General features: G+C 63.5%; 14 protein-coding genes and 1 pseudogene. 10 read left to right on the top strand and 5 right to left on the bottom strand.

Features of this window, described 5'->3' with window-relative positions; genetic code table 11:
- Nucleotides 1–76: 76 nt before the first annotated feature.
- Complete coding sequence (locus P3R82_RS28810; RefSeq protein ID WP_283196234.1) at nucleotides 77–1,513, bottom strand: NAD-dependent succinate-semialdehyde dehydrogenase; 1,437 nt, start codon at nucleotides 1,511–1,513, stop codon at nucleotides 77–79.
- A gap of 251 nt (nucleotides 1,514–1,764) precedes the next feature.
- Here P3R82_RS28810 and P3R82_RS28805 point away from each other — a divergent pair, with 251 nt between their 5' ends.
- A complete protein-coding gene (locus tag P3R82_RS28805; protein ID WP_283196233.1) occupies nucleotides 1,765–2,877 on the top strand; it encodes an NAD(P)/FAD-dependent oxidoreductase in 1,113 nt (370 codons plus the stop codon).
- A 102-nt stretch (nucleotides 2,878–2,979) separates the two neighbouring features.
- Nucleotides 2,980–3,174, top strand: coding sequence for a hypothetical protein (locus tag P3R82_RS28800; protein WP_183900405.1), 195 nt, complete (start codon nucleotides 2,980–2,982; stop codon nucleotides 3,172–3,174).
- 14 nt (nucleotides 3,175–3,188) lie between these two features.
- On the opposite strand, the gene P3R82_RS28795 is transcribed toward P3R82_RS28800, so the two are convergent.
- From P3R82_RS28795 to P3R82_RS28785, 3 genes and pseudogenes are all read right to left on the bottom strand, one after another.
- A complete protein-coding gene (locus tag P3R82_RS28795; protein ID WP_283196232.1) occupies nucleotides 3,189–3,956 on the bottom strand; it encodes a pyrroline-5-carboxylate reductase in 768 nt (255 codons plus the stop codon).
- Between the two features lie 126 nt (nucleotides 3,957–4,082).
- Nucleotides 4,083–5,989: pseudogene (locus tag P3R82_RS28790) on the bottom strand (DUF882 domain-containing protein).
- A gap of 180 nt (nucleotides 5,990–6,169) precedes the next feature.
- Nucleotides 6,170–7,723 carry a sigma-54 dependent transcriptional regulator gene (locus P3R82_RS28785; protein ID WP_183900402.1) on the bottom strand — a complete coding sequence of 518 codons (1,554 nt, stop codon included), beginning with the start codon at nucleotides 7,721–7,723 and terminating at the stop codon, nucleotides 6,170–6,172.
- Between the two features lie 209 nt (nucleotides 7,724–7,932).
- On the opposite strand from P3R82_RS28785, the gene P3R82_RS28780 reads away from it, so the two are divergent.
- The 3 genes from P3R82_RS28780 (at nucleotide 7,933) to P3R82_RS28770 (ending at nucleotide 11,851) form a co-directional block, all read left to right on the top strand.
- Nucleotides 7,933–9,786 (top strand): M3 family oligoendopeptidase, encoded by a 1,854-nt coding sequence (locus tag P3R82_RS28780; RefSeq protein ID WP_283196231.1) that lies wholly within the window; start codon nucleotides 7,933–7,935, stop codon nucleotides 9,784–9,786.
- 263 nt (nucleotides 9,787–10,049) lie between these two features.
- Nucleotides 10,050–11,222, top strand: coding sequence for an aminodeoxychorismate synthase component I (locus tag P3R82_RS28775; protein WP_283196230.1), 1,173 nt, complete (start codon nucleotides 10,050–10,052; stop codon nucleotides 11,220–11,222).
- A 2-nt stretch (nucleotides 11,223–11,224) separates the two neighbouring features.
- A complete protein-coding gene (locus P3R82_RS28770) occupies nucleotides 11,225–11,851 on the top strand; it encodes an aminotransferase class IV family protein (RefSeq protein WP_283196229.1) in 627 nt (208 codons plus the stop codon).
- Here the strand turns inward: P3R82_RS28770 and P3R82_RS28765 are convergent.
- Complete coding sequence (locus P3R82_RS28765) at nucleotides 11,848–12,753, bottom strand: sensor domain-containing diguanylate cyclase (protein ID WP_283196228.1); 906 nt, start codon at nucleotides 12,751–12,753, stop codon at nucleotides 11,848–11,850. The genes P3R82_RS28770 and P3R82_RS28765 overlap by 4 nt on opposite strands.
- Before the next feature lie 166 nt (nucleotides 12,754–12,919).
- On the opposite strand from P3R82_RS28765, the gene P3R82_RS28760 reads away from it, so the two are divergent.
- The 5 genes from P3R82_RS28760 to P3R82_RS28740 all read left to right on the top strand — a co-directional run bounded on the left by P3R82_RS28760 (nucleotide 12,920) and on the right by P3R82_RS28740 (nucleotide 18,428).
- Entirely contained in the window at nucleotides 12,920–13,291 is a 372-nt protein-coding gene (locus tag P3R82_RS28760; RefSeq protein WP_283196227.1) for a DUF4440 domain-containing protein, read from the top strand.
- A gap of 9 nt (nucleotides 13,292–13,300) precedes the next feature.
- Complete coding sequence (locus tag P3R82_RS28755; protein WP_283196226.1) at nucleotides 13,301–14,173, top strand: DUF3445 domain-containing protein; 873 nt, start codon at nucleotides 13,301–13,303, stop codon at nucleotides 14,171–14,173.
- A 137-nt stretch (nucleotides 14,174–14,310) separates the two neighbouring features.
- Nucleotides 14,311–15,762: a homospermidine synthase gene (locus P3R82_RS28750; protein ID WP_283196225.1), complete on the top strand. Its 1,452-nt coding sequence runs from the start codon at nucleotides 14,311–14,313 to the stop codon at nucleotides 15,760–15,762.
- A gap of 171 nt (nucleotides 15,763–15,933) precedes the next feature.
- Nucleotides 15,934–16,302 (top strand): outer membrane lipoprotein Omp10, encoded by a 369-nt coding sequence (gene omp10 / locus P3R82_RS28745; RefSeq protein ID WP_283196224.1) that lies wholly within the window; start codon nucleotides 15,934–15,936, stop codon nucleotides 16,300–16,302.
- Between the two features lie 212 nt (nucleotides 16,303–16,514).
- Nucleotides 16,515–18,428, top strand: coding sequence for a 5'-nucleotidase C-terminal domain-containing protein (locus P3R82_RS28740; protein WP_283196223.1), 1,914 nt, complete (start codon nucleotides 16,515–16,517; stop codon nucleotides 18,426–18,428).
- The last annotated feature ends 125 nt before the right edge of the window (nucleotides 18,429–18,553 follow it).

The following is an 18,553-nucleotide window of genomic DNA, read 5'->3' as shown; positions in this document are numbered from 1 at the left end:
AACAAGAAAGCCGCCGGGTCGCCCCGGCGGCTTTCTTTTGTCTCTCTGTCCCAGCCGATCAGCCGAGTTGCGTGACTCAGCCGAGCTGCGTGACGTAGCGCACGTCGAGATAGGCGTTGATCGCTTCCGAGCCGCCTTCCGTGCCGTAGCCGGAATCCTTGATGCCGCCGAACGGCACTTCAGGCAAGGCCAGGCCGTTGTGGTTGATCGACAGCATGCCGGCTTCCACGCGGCGGCCAAGCGCCTGCGCGGTGGCGCTCGAGCTGGTGAAGGCGAAGGAGGCTAGGCCAAACGGCAGGCGGTTCGCCTCGTTGATCGCGTCGTCGAGCGTCGAGAAGCGGTTGATGATGGCGAGCGGGCCGAAGGGCTCCTCGTTCATCACGCGCGCCGAAAGCGGCACGTTGGCGAGAACCGTCGGCTCGAAGAAGTTGCCGGTGTTGCCGATACGGCGGCCACCGGTCTTGAGCTCGGCACCCTTCGACACGGCATCGTTGATCAGCTCTTCGAGCGCCGGAATGCGGCGCTCGTTGGCGAGCGGGCCCATCTCGACGCCGTCTTCCAGGCCGTTGCCGACCTTGACCGCCTGCGCGGCCTTCACGAAGCCATCCGTGAACCGGTCCATCACGCCGTCCTGAACCAGGAAACGCGTCGGCGCGACGCAGACCTGGCCGGCATTGCGGAACTTCGAGCCGGCCATGATCGACACGGCCTGATCGACATTGGCGTCGTCGAACACCATGACCGGCGCGTGGCCGCCGAGTTCCATCGTCGCCCGCTTCATGTGCAGGCCGGCCAGCGCCGCCAGCTGCTTGCCGACGGGGGTCGAGCCGGTAAACGAGATCTTGCGGATGACGGGATGCGAGATCAGGTATTCGGAGATCTCGGCAGGCACGCCGTAGACGAGGTTGACGACGCCAGCGGGAATGCCGGCATCGGCGAAGACGCGGATCAGCTCGGCCGGCGATGCCGGCGTTTCCTCGGGCGCCTTGACGATGATCGAGCAGCCGGCGGCAACCGCGGCCGAAAGCTTGCGCACCACCTGGTTGATCGGGAAGTTCCAAGGCGTGAACGCCGCCACCGGGCCGACCGGCGACTTGATCGCCAGCTGCGTGACATTGGGCGCGCGCGACGGAATGACCTGGCCGTAGGTGCGGCGCGCCTCTTCGGCGAACCAGTCGATCACGTCGGCGGCACCGGCGATTTCAACCAGCGACTGCGCCAGCGGCTTGCCCTGCTCGCGCGTCATCATCCAGGCGATGGTTTCCTTGCGCTCGCGCAACAGGTCCGCGGCGCGGCGCATCATCTTGGAGCGGTCGAAGGGCGAGGTGTCGCGCCAGACGCGGAAGCCCTTGTCGGCGGCGGCGAGCGCCGCGTCGAGATCCTCGCGGGAGGCATGCGGAATGGTGCCGATGGTTTCACCCGTGGCCGGGTCGGTGACGGGCAGCGTCCGGCCGGAGGCCGCATTCTTCCATTCGCCGTCGATGAACAGCTTCACATCGGGATAGGTCTGCATGATTATTCCTTGTCGTCTTCATCAATCAAATTGTCGGACAGCGGAGCCGGCGAAAAACACATCGCTCCACACCCATTCCATATAGGCCAGGCATCCGCCCGTTCTTAGGGGCTGCGACCTTATAGACCGAAAATCGTGGCCTGCGAGCCCCATAATTTGGTAGCCGGCCACACCCTTCAACCCCACGATTGCGGTACTTTGACCATGCCCCGGATTGATGTACTGAACATGACGTCGTGGGAGAGAAGCACATGGACGAAGTCGGTTGCATCGTCGCCGGTGCCGGCGTGATCGGGCTGGCGATCGCGCGCGAAGCGGCGAGGCGCGGACTGGACACGCTCGTCATCGAGGCCAATCCGATGATCGGCATGGAGACCAGCTCCCGCAATTCCGAAGTCATCCACGCCGGCATCTACTATCCACCGGGATCGCTGAAGGCGCGGCTCTGCATCGAGGGCCGCGGAAAGCTCTATCGCTATGCCGAGGACAGGCGCATCCCCCATGCCCGCTGCGGCAAGTTCATCGTCGCGACCAGCCCGTCGCAGGTCGGGAAACTCGAAGCCATCCGCTTGAAGGCGGCCGAATGCGGCGTCGATGATCTTATCCTGATCTCCGGCGAGGAAGCGATGGCGCGCGAACCGGCGCTCCGCTGCGTCGCCGCCCTCGTCTCGCCCTCGACTGGCATCATCGACAGCCACGCACTGATGCTCGCTTTGCGGGGCGATGCCGAGGACAACGGCGCCTTCATCGCCCTCAACACCGAGATCGTGTCAGGTGACGCGAGTAACAACCGCTTCCGCCTGCGCACCCGCGACCGGGCGAGCGGCGAGGAATACGACGTGGCCTCGCGCCATTTCATCAATGCCGCCGGCCTGCGCGCCAACGATCTGGCCCGGCTCGTCTCGGGCTTCGACCACGCCACGGTGCCCAGGCTCCAGCTTGCCAAGGGCAACTACTTTTCCGCCCCGACACGCAACGTCTTCTCGCGGCTGATCTACCCGGTACCCGAGGATGGCGGTCTCGGCGTTCACCTGACGATGGATCTCGGCGGCTCCATCCGCTTCGGGCCCGATGTCGAATGGATCGACGCGATCGACTACGAGGTCGATCCGACCCGCTGCGAGCGATTCTACGACGAGATCCGGCGCTACTGGCCCGGCCTGCCCGACAATTGCCTGCAGCCGGCCTATAGCGGCATCCGCCCAAAACTCTCCGGCCCTGGCCAGCCCGCCGCCGACTTCGCCATCCATGGTCCCGCCGTGCACGGCATAAATGGCATGGTGCATCTCTATGGAATCGAGAGCCCGGGCCTGACTTCGTCGCTGGCGATCGCCGAACACGTCATGTCCGGGATCGCCGCCTGAAAGGCTACGCGCAACACCTGTCTCCAACCTTCGGATAGTGGCTTCATCCCGCAATTCGGGGTAGATTGCGCTGTCAGAAGAGCAACTTGCGGAGCGCATGCCGTGAAAACGATTACCGACAGGGAGCTGGCCGAGCGCCTGCGTCAGGCGCTTGATATGCTCGACAATGGCATGCCCTCAAGCAAACGCGCGCTCAACATCTACGAGATGGTGATCCGCGTTCTCGACACCGGCGCGCGCGTGCTCGAGGATGAGCAGTTTCGCTCGACCGCCAACGACAACCCCGGCAAGCCCTGAACGGCGCGCCACGCCTACCCCCTGATCCGCGCCAGAACGCGATCGAGCGCTGCGATCAGCGCGTCGCTGCCGCCCTTGCGGTCGAAGTCATCGAACACCTGTTCGTTGAGGCCGCCCTTGGTGGAGAACTCCTCTTTCAGCGTCTCAAGCGGTGTGTCGCCATGTTTGACCGCCGTCTGCGCCAGGCTGAGGAACAGCGGCGCCAGGTAGGCCCGCGCCTTCTCCTTCGCCATCCCCTGATCGGCGAGCCAGCCGGTGGCGCGATCGAGAATGCCGAAATAGCTGGCCATCAGCGCGCTCGCCGCCGCCAGCAGGTCGTATTCCGCCCGCGTCTCGCATGCCACCGTGCTGCCGAGTGCCGAAAAGATCGCCGCTACCGTGTCGTTGTCGGGAAAGATCGCCGTCACCCCGGCGCGCTCGGCGACGAATGGCAGCGGAATGGCCTGGGTGATCGTCACCGGCGCATCGATCCAGCTCTCGAGCGTCGCCCGGTCCGTGGCGGCAATGACGCTGACCACGCTCTGTCCGGCGCGAAAGCGCAAGGGCTTGATCACCGCCTCGGCGATCTGCGGCCGGATGGCCAGGAACAGGACATCGGCGGCATCGACCACGGCCTGGTTGTCGGCGCCGATTTCGACCAGCGGCGACGATTTGGCAAGCCGCGCGGCGATCTCGCCATTGCGCGGCGAGACAATGATGCGCGTCAGGTCGAGCGAGGAGCCGAGCATCCCCTTGACCATGGCCTCGGTGATCGCCCCCGTGCCCAAGAACCCGATCTTCATCGCAACGCTCCCTCTGCCATTTTCTCCCGTGCATCCTCCGCCCATAGTCCTGTGCCGACCATGGGGCCCACAACAAAAAACCGCCGGATTGCTCCGGCGGTTCTGGTGTCTGGTCTGGAAGCGGCCTCAGTTCGCGTCGAACTTGCGCACTTCCATGAAATTGACCGCCGTACCGCTGAAGCGGCCCGTGTCGATCGACGCCGTCTTGGTGAAGCCCTCGGCATAGACCGCCTTCGGCTGCGCACGCAACGTCTGGCTGACGAAACGCGGTGCCTTGACCGGCTTGGTGACCATTTCCATGCGCGCGTTGCTCAGCGCCCATTGCGAGATGATCTTCTGCGTCAGCTTCGGCTCGGTGGTAACGGTCGCACGGCTGGCATCGGCCTCGGCGGCCTGGTTCTTGGTCGGGCGACCACCCTTGGTGGAAAGGCCCTGAGTGGCGCCGGGCTCGATCGCCGGCTTCGGCGTATCGAAGACATCGCCGAAGCTTGCCGACTTGGTCGGCGGAGCAAGGGCGGCCAGTTGGACCGGCGGCTTTTCAGCCGGAACCTTTTGCGGCATGGCCGCGTTTATAGCCTGTTCGACACTCGACACCGGCGGCTGGTTGGCCGCAAGCTGGCCACTATTGGCATTGTGCTGCTGGTTGAGAGCATCGGCGACAGCAGGTGAAAGCGTATCCTGCTGATCCGCCTCGTCATCGCCAGCTTCCGGACCGGCATTCGCCGCGCCAGAAGCTTCTCTGCGAGCGCCGGACGCTCGGCCGGTGTCGGCACGCCCGCGAGATTCCCCGTCATCGCGGCAGCCGGATCGGCTGAAGCGACTTCCGCGTCTCCAGGAGAACGACGCGCGCCGAGGAGCGAAGGCACGGGAATGCTATAGCCGCTTAGATCGGCGAAGCTCTGCTGACCCTGAACGGTCACAGCGGCAAGTGCATCCTGCGCGGCGTTGCCGGATTGCGGAGCGACGAGGGCGTTGGCCACTTCGCTGCCGCCAGGCTGATTTGCGAACGCCGGCCGCACCTGCGGGATCGGCGCGTTCACGCTTGCGACCTCGGTCTGCTGCTGAGCAGCCGCCTCGGCGGGAGCACCCTGGCTCGGGTCAGCCGCGTTCGGCATGTCGGCGGCCTTCGGCGGCGTTGCCTTGGCAACGGCGACGGGCGCGCTGTCTTCCGCGCTATCTTCCGCCTCATCCTCGCCACCGCCAAACAGGGCAGCAAACAGTGTCTTCGGCCTCTTTCGCTCTTCGCTGGACGAACCTGCATAGGCGCCGGAGCTTGCCATCTGCACGGAACTGTCGCTCACGCGGCGCTTGTAATCGGCGACGGCCTGCTCATACCCCGGCAGCGGCTTGCCGTCGGCCGGGATGTGCATGGTATTGCCGTTCGGGAACAGGCGCACAAGCTCGTCGCGGGTCATGCGCGGCCAGGCGCGAACACCACCGACATCCATGTGCACGAAAGGCGAACCAGATTTCGGATAGAAACCAACGCCGCCGACCTGCATCTTCATGCCGATGCCGCGCAAGGTCGCGAGCTTGACGTCGGGAATGAAGAAGTCCATGGCCTTGCCGAGCATATGCTGGCTCTTTTCCGCAACGCCGGAATTGCGCGAACGGCCCTTGAGCATCGCGTTGGTTGCCGGCGAGCGGAAGCCGCAGACGACGCTGATATATTCCCGGGAACCGCTCTGGCGGTAGACTTCCCAGATCAGATCGAAAAGGCGCGGGTCCATCTTCGTCGGCTGGTTCTTGCGCCAGTCGCGAAGGAAGCGGTTCAACTGCTCGAGACCCTTGGGGTCGAAGCGGCCGTTGCGCTTGTAGGTGATGACAGCCTTTTCACCCGTATTGATGAAATAAAGCTTGAGACTACGCGTCTCGCCGGCCGCCTGCGAGGGAGAACTCACAATGACGGGCGACGAAACTGCAACTGCGAGAAGGGCGGCCATAGCCGTCCTTGTCACCTTTCCGCAAAGGTCTGCGCACCTAGTGCGCCATGTCAGGCGCGAAGGCTTCGTATTCCAATTCAGATCCGGCAAACTCAATCCCCGTCAGACAGCCGATGGTCCCTCAATCTGACCCTTGACTGTTAAATGCGGTCACACGATGGCAAAAATGCCACACATGATCAACCTTTTCTTTACATAGTGAACAGGCCACTAACAAGTGGTTTATGATTGGTAACAAAAGATGATTGCCGGAATCTTAACTGATACACCCTATGCAGCGTCCTTTTGCGGGTTGTCCGGGTCAATTCCGTAGTCCTTCAACTTTCTGTAAAGCGTCGAGCGACCGATGCCCAGTTTGCGCGCAACCTGGCTCATCTGACCGCGATAGAACTTCAGCGCGAATCGGATCAGCTCTTCCTCGACGTCGGCAAGCTTGCGCACGTCGCCGGCCGGATTGGTGCTCGAGATCGCGTTGTCGGGTGCGTCGTTGATCCGCGCCGCGACATTGTCGGCCACCGTCTGCGAGACGCCGAATTCGGCGGCGGCGATCTCGCCGAGGCGAACATTGCTGCTGTTGTCGGCGACCAGCGCCAGATGATCGACCACGTCGTATTCCGGCAGCTGCGCCGCGATCTGCGGGAAATCGGCCTCCGTCAGCTCCGGACCGTCGGCAAGAACCACGGCGCGGAAGATCGCGTTCTCCAGCTGTCGGATGTTGCCCGGCCAGTCGTAGGCGGTGAGCAGCGCCAGCGCGCCGGCATTGACCGTCATGCGGTTGCCGTTCTTCTGCTCGCTCGAGAAGCGTTCCGTGAACACCCGCACCAGATGCGGAATGTCCTCCTTGCGCTTGCGCAGCGCCGGGATGGTGATGGGGAACACGTTGAGGCGGTAGTAGAGATCCTCGCGGAAATGGCCGTTCTTGACCTCTTCGATCAGATCCTTGTTGGTCGCCGAGATCAGCCGGACATTGACCTTGTGCGCGGTGCGCGCGCCGACGGTCTCGATCTCGCCCTGCTGCACGGCGCGCAACAGCTTCACCTGCACGTCGAGCGGCAGGTCGCCGATCTCGTCGAGGAAGATGGTGCCGCCATCGGCTTCCATGAACTTGCCGACATGCCGCTCTGTGGCGCCCGTAAACGCACCCTTCTCATGGCCGAACAGGATGCTCTCGACCAGATTGTGCGGAATGGCGCCGCAGTTGACGGTGACGAATGGCTTGCCGGAGCGGTCGCTGCCGGACTGGATGGCGCGGGCCACCAGTTCCTTGCCGACGCCGGATTCACCTTCGAGCACGACCGGAATGTTGGACTGCGCGGCGCGCTGGGCAAGATCCAGCACCCGGATCATCGCCGGGCTTGCAGACACGATATCGTCGAAGCCGACGGCACCCGAGCGCGAACGCCGCCCGGCACGCGCCTTGACCTCGCGCTGATCGAGCTTCAGCGCATTGGCGATCGAATTGGAAATCCGCTCCGGCGACACCGGCTTGACGACGAAATCGAAGGCGCCGGCGCGCATCGCCTGCACCACCGTCTCGATTCCCCCCTGCCCGGTCTGCACGATCACGGGAATTTGCGTGCCGAACGCATGGATCGCCTCGAGAAACTCGAGACCTGTCATCTCGGGCATCATCAGGTCGAGAACGATGACGTTGTAGAGGCCACTGCCCCTCTTCACCATCTCAAGACCGATCCGGCCATTCTCTGCCTGGTGGACGACGTGTCCGTGACGCTCGATGGCGTTCTTAAGCAGTCTGCGCTGTACAGGATCGTCCTCGACGACAAGTATCTGCGCTGCACCCTTGTGCTCGTTGTAACCGGTCATTGCTGCCTCACTTCATGCGAAACCTTGGATGGCAATGTCGCAGAAAGGCTTGAACATCCAGTTTTGAGAAATAATCGCATTTTAACGTTTGTGACGAAGGTGGATTCGCCTCGAAACGACGCTCCCGCGCGACGAAAAGCCCCTTGATGCCAAGGCTTTGGGCGCTTAGACAGTCAGACCTGTCGTAAAATAGGAAGAGGATCCCGCTCATGAAAAACCCGCTCTTCGGCGCCGAATGCAACTTTTCGGTAAGCAATGCCGGTTCCGCGAAGGCGATCGAACTTGGCGACCTCCCGACCTGGAAGCTTGAGGACCTCTATCCCTCCGCCACCTCCGACGCCTTCAAGGCCGACATGGCGAAAGCCGAAAAGGATTCTCTTGCCTTCGAAGCCAAATGGAAGGGCAAGCTCTCGGACGCCGCGACGAAAAAGGGTGCCGACGGCATCGGCCAGGCGCTGAAGGAATATGAAGCGCTCGACGACATCGTCGGCCGCCTCGGCTCATTCGCCGGCCTCACCTATTTCTCCGACACGTCGAGCCCCGCAAACGGCAAGCTCTACGGCGACGTGCAGGCGAAGATCACCGATTTCTCCGGCCACCTGCTGTTCTTCGCGCTCGAATTGAACCGCATCGACGACGCCGTGATCGACGCCTGCATGAAGAACGACCCCGATGCCGGCCACTACCGCCCCTGGCTGGTCGACCTGCGCAAGGACAAGCCCTATCAGCTCGACGACAGACTGGAACAGCTCTTTCTCGAGAAGTCGATGACCTCGGCCGCCGCCTTCAACCGCCTGTTCGACGAGACCATGGCCGAACTGCGCTTCGAGGTGGATGGCGAGATGCTGTCGATCGAGGTGACGCTGAACATGCTGCAGGACCGCGACCCCGAGGTGCGCCGCAAGGGTGCCATGGCGCTCGCCAAGACCTTCAAGGACAATCTGCGCATCTTCACGCTGATCACCAACACGCTCGCCAAGGACAAGGACATTTCCGACCGCTGGCGCGGCTTTGACGACATCGCCGATTCGAGACACCTCGCCAACCGCGTCGAGCGCGATGTGGTCGATGCGCTGGCCGCCGCCGTCCGCGACGCCTATCCGCGCCTCTCGCACCGCTACTACGCGATGAAGGCCAAATGGCTCGGAATGGATCAGATGGAGTTCTGGGACCGCAACGCGCCGCTGCCGGAAACCTCCAACGCCGTCATTTCCTGGACGGAGGCCAAGGACACGGTGCTATCCGCCTACGGCAACTTCGCCCCCGAGATGGCCGCGATCGCCAAGCGTTTCTTCGACGAGGAGTGGATCGATGCCCCCGTTCGCCCCGGCAAGGCGCCGGGCGCCTTCGCGCACCCGACCGTTCCCTCCGCCCACCCCTACGTGCTCGTCAACTATCTCGGCAAGCCGCGCGACGTGATGACGCTCGCCCACGAGCTCGGCCACGGCGTGCACCAGGTGCTTGCCGGCAGCCAGGGCGCGCTGATGTGCCAGACGCCGCTGACGCTTGCCGAGACCGCCTCCGTCTTCGGCGAAATGCTGACCTTCCGCGCCCTTCTCGACAAGACCAAGGACAAGCGCGAACGCAAGGCGATGCTTGCCCAGAAGGTCGAGGACATGATCAACACGGTCGTGCGCCAGATCGCCTTCTACGAATTCGAGCGCAAGGTTCACACCGCCCGCAAGGAAGGCGAGCTCACGGCCGAGCAGATCGGCGAGCTATGGCTGTCGGTGCAGGCCGAAAGCCTCGGCCCGGCGATCAGGATCTCCGAGGGCTACGAGACCTACTGGACCTACATCCCCCACTTCATCCACTCGCCCTTCTATGTCTATGCCTACGCCTTCGGCGACTGCCTGGTAAACTCGCTCTACGCCGTCTACCAGAAGGCGGATCAGGGCTTCCAGGACAAGTATTTCGAGCTCCTGAAGGCGGGCGGCACCAAGCACCACTCCGAACTCCTCAAGCCCTTCGGCCTCGACGCCACCGATCCGTCGTTCTGGAGCAAGGGTTTGTCGATGATCGAGGGGCTGATCGACGAGCTGGAAGCGCTAGATAAGGGCTGAGGTGGGAGGAAGCGCCAGTAGCGCGCTTCTCACGCCACACGGAAACAAGAGATGGGGCGTTACGCCGCCACAGGTCTCTTCTCCCCGGCGGGGAGAAGTGCCGGAGCGTAGCGAGGCGATGAGGGGGCGGAGCGCGAGCGACGCGTTGAGCGAATGCGATAGGCAATTGCGCCCGTGGCCCCCTCATCCGCCTGCCGGCACCTTCTCCCCGTCGGGGAGAAGGGAGGTCGTCGCACCGCCCCGCTTCAGAAACAGGACCCAGCATGAACGGGCGCGCCCCCCACATCCTCTTCCGCGACGACACATCCGGCCAGGTCATGCTCTTCGCAGACCCGACCGAGATCATCGTCGCCCACACCCGCGCCGAGGTCTTTGCCGGCCTCGCCCGCATGGAGAAGGCCAAGGCATCCGGCAAGTGGCTCGCCGGCTACATCTCTTATGAGGCCGGCCACCTCTTCGAGGACAAGCTCGCCGGTTTCGCGAGCGAGAACGGTGAAACCCCACTTCTCTGCTTCGGCGTCTTCGACCACCCGCAGCCGGACGGCCACCCCCTCGCCCAGCCCGCACAACGCCTCGAAAACGAAGAGTTCCTGACGGCGCCGAAAGCCGCATGGGATTTTTCCACCTACAAGAACCGCTTCGACCGCCTCCACCACCACCTCATGCGCGGCGATTGCTACCAGGCCAATCTCACCATGCCGATTGAGGCCCGCTGGTCCGGCGACCCGCGCGCGGCCTTCTGGTCGCTGATATCGCGCCAGCCGGTGAAATACGGCGCGCTGGTCGATCTCGGCGGCCCGGTCATCCTGTCGCGCTCGCCCGAGCTCTTCTTCCGCACCGACGAGCAAGGCTGGATCGAGACGCATCCGATGAAGGGCACGGCAAGGCGCGGCAGCACACCCGCCGAGGACGAGGCGATCAAGCAAGCCATGCTCGCCGATATCAAGACGCAAGCCGAAAACCGCATGATCGTCGACCTCCTGCGCAACGATATCTCGCGCATCACGCAAGTCGGCACGCTCGACGTCCCAAAACTCTTCGACATCGAGACTTATCCGACGGTGCACCAGATGGTGAGCCATGTGCAGGCAAAGCTCCTGCCCAACCTCGAAATCCGCGACATCCTCGCCGCCCTCTTCCCCTGCGGATCGATAACAGGCGCGCCGAAGATCAGCGCCATGACGATCCTGCACGAGCTGGAAGACGGCCCGCGCGACGTCTATTGCGGTGCCATCGGCATGATCGCGCCATCGAGCGCCATGCGCTTTTCCGTCGCCATCCGCACGCTCACGCTTTTCGACGACGGCCGCGCCGTCTTCAATGTCGGAGGCGGCATCGTCATCGATTCCACCGCGGACGCCGAATACGAGGAGTGCCTCCTGAAGGCCCGCTTCGCCATCGGCGACCAGCCGATCGCAGGAACGGGGAGCGTCTGACCGTGGCCGATTTCTCGCTGATCGAAACCCTGCGCTACGAGCCGGACACAGGCTTCATCCGCCTGCGTCTTCATCTCGCCCGCCTCACCCGCTCCGCCCGCCGCATCGGCTTCCCGCAGCCGGTGGGCGCGCTCGAACGATTGCAGCAAGCCGTCGCCGGCGCCACCTCGACCCAGCGCGTCCGGCTGACCTTCGACGAAAACGCGAATATCTCGGTCACCGCGGCACCGTTCACGCCGCTTGCGCCCGACACCACCTGGACCATCCGCATCGCCGACCAGCGGCTCGCCTCCGCCGACAAGCTGCTCCGCATCAAGACCACGCGCCGCGCAGTCTACGAGGCCGCGCGCGCCGAATACGCCACCGATGAAGCCGACGAGGTGCTGATGCTGAACGAGCGCGGCGAGGCCTGCGAGGGCACCATCACCTCGATCTTCCTCGACGACGGCTCCGGCGTCCTGCGCACGCCGCCGATCTCCTGCGGCCTGCTGGCGGGCGTATTGCGCACCGAGCTCATCTGCCAGCGCAAGGCCCGCGTCGGCCGCATCACGCGCGATGATCTGAAAACGGGAAAACTCTATGTCGGCAATTCGCTGCGCGGGTTGATACCGGCAAAGATCGTGCTTTAAGCCACGATCCGCAATCGATCCCGCCCGCCCTGCTTGGCATGATAGAGCGCCTCGTCGGCGCGCGCGTAAAGCTCGCGCGCCGTGTCGCCGGGGTGCAGTTCCGCGAGTCCCGCCGAGCAGGTGTAGGAAAAACCCGGCGCGTTCAGGATCGGCCTGGCGCCACGCACCGTGGTCAGGATCCGCTCGATGATCAGCTCACCCTGCGCCAAGGTCGTATCGGGCAGGATCAGCATGAACTCCTCGCCGCCGATCCGCCCGAAACTGTCGCGCCGGCGCACGAGGGGATGCACCCGGCGCGCGAAATCGATGAGCACGTCGTCGCCCGTCTGGTGCCCGTAGACATCGTTGATGCGCTTGAAGAAATCGAGGTCGATGATGCAGATGCAACCGCCCGCGGAGCGCGAGACGGCCTTGCCGTTGGCGAGATTGTCGAGCGCCGCCATCATGAACCGGCGGTTGGAGACGCTGGTGAGTTCGTCGGTCTGCGAGGCCTTGAGCGCGAAGTCGCGATCCTGCCTGACGTCGCGTTCGCTGGCCTTCAGATGGGTGATGTCGCTGGCGATGCACAGCATCCAGCCATCCTTCTGCACGGTCTCCGTCATCCACAGCCAGCGGCCGTCGACCACATCCGTCTCGAAGGCCCGAAACGGCAGCTTGCCGCGCCGCGATTGCGCCGAGACCAGCCAGGTCTCGAAGTCGGCGGCGCGGATGATCGTGCCCTTGCCGTTGCGCGCGTTGCGGCGCATCAGGTCGGCCCACAGGGGGTATTCCTCCGGCTCCAGTGCGAAGGTCGTGCGAAAGGCCGGGTTTGCGTAGCGCAGGCGGTCATCCTGATCGTAAAGGGCGATCAGGACAAAACTGTCCTCATGCAATTCCGCAAGCCGCTCCGATATCTGGTTCATCCGATGGTTCCGGGGCGTAGAGATAACGATGATTCGCAGTTTGACGCAAAAATCTGAAAAGATGATGGATGGTTTCGGCGCAATTGCCCTATTCAGGTGTCTCGGAATGCGACGCCTTGGTTCACGGTGACCGTCGCCGGGCTAAAGATTTTGAAGAGGTAAGGCGATGAACAGCGAACTGCGCGACCATGTCCGTCTGCTCGAGGAGAGGTTGTTCGACCAGACGGTCCGCAACACGCGCAGCCTGCTCGAGACCCTGCTTTCGCCGGATTTCCGCGAGATCGGCAACTCCGGTCGCCTCTATACCCATGAGGAGATCATCGCCGCCCTGTTGGAAGAGCCCAGCGATGGCACGACGCGTCAGCTGACCGACTTCGAAATTCAAACACTGGCACCGGACGTGGTTCTCGCCACCTATCGCTCGGAGCGCATCGTGCAGGGCGAGCCACCCGTCCGGGCACTCCGCAGCTCCATCTGGCGCCGCGGCGCCAACGGCGCGTGGCGCATGGTCTTCCATCAGGGTACGCCGGAGCGTTAGAGTTTATCCATGACGCCACCGACCTACACACCCTATGACGGCTCGGCCAGGCCCTTCACAATCGGCCTGATGCCGCTCGACCTCGACCGCTGGATCGAGCCCGACGCCGATTGGGCCCGCTATGTCGGCGAAAAGCGTGCGCTGATCGAGAGCAGTCGCGACGAGGTCTTCGTGGCCGAAGCCGGCACCGAGGACGCACAGCAGGAAGCACTCGACCTGCTGCGTCAGCATCTGAGCGAACACCATCCGCAGCTCCTTCCCAGCGTCCCGGACACCGACGCCGACCGCCCGCCGCTGCTCCGCGCCGGCCTGATGATCCAGGACGATCTCGTCATCATGCGCCGCAAAGAGGACGGCTGGCATCTCGTTGCCGGTTTCGTCGCCTTCCCGTCCTCATGGTCGCTCAGGGAGAAATTCGGCCGGCCGATGCATGCGATCCATGCGGATGTGCCGGGCTTCGACGAGGGTACGCGCAACGCCACCCTGATCCACCGCATCTTCGACAATCTGCAGGTTTCTCAACCGGTCGAGCGGCTGAACTGGTCGGTCAACACCTCGAGCGCCCTCTTCCTGCCGCTCTCCAAGCACCGCCGCCCGCCGCAGGCCGAGCCGTTCACGCTGGCCGAGCGCTTCGCCCGCGTCGAGCGCCAGACGCTGCGCAAGCTCCCACGCTCGGGCGATATCCTCTTTACGATCCGCGTCTACGTCGACCCGATCTCCGCTATTGCTCACCACCCGCAGGCACAAAGCCTGGCGCTAAGCTTCGCAGCCCAGCTCGAAAGCCTCGACGAGTACCAGGCCGCCTACAAGGGACTGAGCCTGCAGAAGCGCGAACTGGCGGCGAAATTGCACGCGTTTGCAAGCAATGACCGCTTCACCTGATATTTACATTCCCGGCCGGAACGCTCTTTATTGTGACGTGATTTTGTGATTAGAGCCGGTCACCTATCGGTATTTGAACGATTTCAAGCGAATTCTTAGAGGCGTCTCGCCTTCGTCGCCTTCCACAGGAGAAAAGAATGACGGAACAGAACCACCCGGTATATGCCGAAATTACCGGCCCGATCGTCATGATCGGCTTTGGCTCCATTGGCCGCGGCACGCTGCCCCTGATCGAGCGCCACTTCAAGTTCGACAAGAGCCGGATGGTCGTCATCGACCCGCGTGAAGAGCCCTCCGACATGGAGATCCTCAAGCAGCACGGCGTCCGTCACATCAAGGAATATGTGACGAAGGACAACTACAAGGAACTCCTGAAGCCGCTTCTGACAGAAGGCGAAGGCCAGGGCTTCTGCGTCAACCTCTCGGTCGACACCGGCTCGCTCGACCTGATGAAGCTCTGCCGCAAGCTCGACGTTCTCTACATCGACACCGTCGTCGAGCCGTGGCTCGGCTTCTACTTCGACAAGTCCATGAAGAACGCCGACCGCACCAACTATGCGCTGCGCGAAACCGTTCGCAAGGAAAAGGCCAAGAACCCGGGCGGCGCCACCGCCGTTTCCACCTGCGGCGCAAACCCGGGCATGGTTTCCTGGTTCGTGAAGCAGGCGCTGGTCAACCTCGCAAACGACACCGGCCTGAAGTTCGAAGAGCCGGATCAGCATGACCGCGAAGGCTGGGCCAAGCTGATGAAGAAGCTCGGCGTCAAGGGCGTCCACATCGCTGAGCGCGACACGCAGCTCACCAAGAACCCGAAGCCGCTCAACGTCTTCTGGAACACCTGGTCCGTGGAAGGCTTCATTTCAGAAGGTCTGCAGCCGGCCGAACTCGGCTGGGGCACCCACGAAAACTGGATGCCGAAAAACGCCAAGAAGCACAAGAAGGGCTGCCAGGCCGCCATCTACCTCGAGCAGCCGGGCGCCAACACCCGCGTTCGCACCTGGTGCCCGACGCCTGGCCCGCAGTACGGCTTCCTCGTCACCCACAACGAGTCCATCTCGATCGCCGATTACTTCACGGTGCGCGACAAGGACGGCGAAGTGACCTTCCGCCCGACCTGCCACTACGCCTACCATCCGGCCAACGACGCCGTTCTGTCGCTGCACGAGATGTTCGGCAACGGCGGCACCGCGCAGCCGGTTCACCACGTTCTCGACGAGCATGAACTCGTTGATGGCGTCGACGAACTCGGCGTGCTGCTCTACGGCCACGAGAAGAACGCCTACTGGTTCGGCTCGCGCCTGTCGCTCGAAGAAACCCGCCGCATCGCGCCTTACCAGAACGCCACCGGCCTGCAGGTCACCTCGGCGGTTCTGGCCGGCATGGTCTATGCGCTTGAAAACCCGAAGGCCGGAATCGTCGAAGCCGACGAGATCGACTACAAGCGCTGCCTCGAAGTGCAGCTGCCCTACCTCGGCCCGGTCGAAGGTCACTACACTGACTGGACCCCGCTCGATGGCCGCCCGGGCCTCTTCCCCGAGGACATCGACACCAAGGATCCTTGGCAGTTCAAGAACATCCTCGTTCGCTGATAGAAACGAGACCGAGATCACCAGATGCCCGCCGCAAGGCGGGCATTTTTGTAACGCCTGCTGTATAAATGCCCTGACGCGCGCAAGAAGCCTTGCCTTCCCGGAACGCTCGCGCCATGTGTTCGTTAACCAAGCGTTATATTTTTCGGTCTGAACTTCCGGGAGCATCTTATGAGACTCAAAACCCTCGTCGTGATCGCGAGTGCTTCGGCGGCCCTTTCGGCCTGCGTTCCGCAGTCCCCGCGTCCGATGCCCGTTGCCGCCGCCCCGGCGCAGACAGGCGTGGAAGGCTCCTGGTCGGATCCGAACGGCATCATCTCCACCTTCCAGGCCGGCACGTTCACGACGCGCACGACCGACACCAACCAGATGCTGGCCTCCGGCACCTACATCAACACGTCGCCGACGCTGGTCGAGATCAACATGACCTCGCTGGTGCGCAAGACGCAGTCCAAGGTCAACTGCGCGCTGGTCACCCAGAGCCAGCTCAACTGCACCTCCGACAGCGGCTCGCAGTTCAGCCTGTCGCGCCGCATGTAGGCCGCTTCATACGAACATCAGGAAAGCTCCCCTCGCGGGAGCTTTTTTTGTTTACCGCTCTTGGAATGCACCTTCGCTGTCACAGGTTTTTCTCTTGCGGCCACTAATGGTTGATGGAACCATCGACCGCGTAGGGACGGCGGGGCTTGGGGGACTGTCATCCGGCAAACCGGATCAGGTTCGAGCGCCGCCGATAAAATCAGGAGAACAGGATGACGAAATCGTTTCAATTCGGTCTGCTGACCGCGTCCGTATTGGCGCTGTCGAGCAGCGCCGCCTTTGCCGATTACCAGCTTAATATTCTGCACATCAACGATTTCCATTCGCGCATCGAGGCGATCAACAAGTTCGATTCCACCTGCTCGGCCGAGGAAGAGAGCAAGAAGGAATGCTTCGGCGGCGCCGCCCGCCTGAAGACCGCCATCGACCAGCGCCGCGCGGCACTGTCGGGCCAGAATGTTCTCCTGCTCAGCGCCGGCGATAATTTTCAGGGCTCGCTCTTCTACACCACCTACAAGGGGGCCGTGGAAGCCGAAGTCCTGAACGACATGAAGTTCGACGTCATGGCCGTCGGCAACCACGAGTTCGACGACGGTGAGGATGGCCTGGCCGCATTCCTCGACAAGGCGAAATTCCCCGTCGTTTCCGCCAACGTGCTGGCGGCCGACGGCGCCAAGATCGGCGACCGCGTCAAGCCCTCCGTCGTCCTTGAGATCGGCGGCCAGAAGATCGGCATCGTTGGCGCCGTGACCAACGACACAGAGGACCTGGCCTCGCCCGGCCCCAAGATCATGATCGCCGACGACGTGCAGACGATCACCGCCGCCGTGGCGGATCTGAAGAAGCAGGGCGTCAACAAGGTCATCGCGCTCACGCATATCGGCTACGGCAGGGAGGTCTCGGAGATCGCCAAGATCCCCGATGTCGACGTCGTGGTCGGCGGCCACTCCCACAGCCTGCTGTCCAACACCGACGCGAAGGCCGAAGGCCCCTATCCGACGATGGTCGACAACCCCGGCGGCTACAAGGTGCCGGTCGTTCAGGCCGCCTCCTACAGCAAGTATCTCGGCGACCTCGTCGTCGATTTCGACGACAACGGCGTCGTCAAGGGCGCCAAGGGCGATCCGATCCTGATCGACAGCTCGTTCACGCCCGATCCGACGCTCACGACCCGAATCGCCGAGCTCGCCAAGCCGATCGAGGAGCTGCGCAAGAAGGTCATCGGCTCCTCCGAAGGCCCGATCGAGGGTGACCGCACGGTCTGCCGCGTCAAGGAATGCTCGATGGGCAACCTCGTCGCCGACGCCATGCTCGAACGCGGCAAGAGCCAGGGCATGCAGATCGCCATCCAGAACGGCGGCGGCCTGCGCGCCTCGATCGATGCCGGCGAGGTCACCCAGGGCGAGGTCATCACCGTCCTGCCCTTCCAGAACACGCTCGCGACCTTCCAGCTTTCAGGCGCAGATATCCGCAAGGCGCTGGAAAACGGCCTCGGCAAGATCGAGGAGGGCGCCGGCCGCTTCCCGCAGGTGTCGGGCATGAAATACAGCTTCGACAAGTCGAGGCCGTCGGGCAGCCGCGTCGTCTCGGTCGACGTCAAGGACGGCGACGCCTTCGTTCCCCTCGACGACGCCAAGACCTATGGCGTGGTCACCAACAATTACATGCGCTCTGGCGGCGACGGCTACTCGATCTTCGCCACAGCGGGCAAGAACGCCTATGACTTCGGCCCCGATCTTGCCGACGTCACCGCCGAGTTCCTCGCCGCCCGCTCGCCCTACAAGCCCTATACGGATGGCCGCGTGACCGAAGTCGCCTCCTCTGCGCCAGCGCCCGCGCCGACCGCATCGGGTATGGCCGCACCGGCCCCCGCGGCGCCGGCCACCTCGGAGGCAACGCCCGCTCCCGCCGCTCCGGCGGCAACGGCACCTTCGACGGAAGCCCCGGCGGCCCTCGCCCCCAACACACCGACCACCCACGTCATCGCAGCGGGCGACACGCTGTGGGATCTCGCCAAGCAGTTCTATGGCGACGGCACGCTCTGGAAGAAGATTTCAGACGCCAACGACAAGCCGACGCCGCGCCGCCTGACGGTTGGCAGGGAGCTGCAGATCCCGTCCAAGTAAGCCTTGCGCGAGAACGCGACATGCTACGACGATTTGTCCCAATGATGTGAGCCGGTCCGGGGTTTCCCGGGCCGGCTTTTGTTCCTATAGGGTGAACCATTCGATCTCGTCCGCGTATGAGCGGT

The organism is Rhizobium sp. AN80A (assembly GCF_030053015.1).
Lineage (GTDB): Bacteria > Pseudomonadota > Alphaproteobacteria > Rhizobiales > Rhizobiaceae > Rhizobium > Rhizobium metallidurans.
This window is presented reverse-complemented; position numbering and strand designations above follow the sequence as displayed.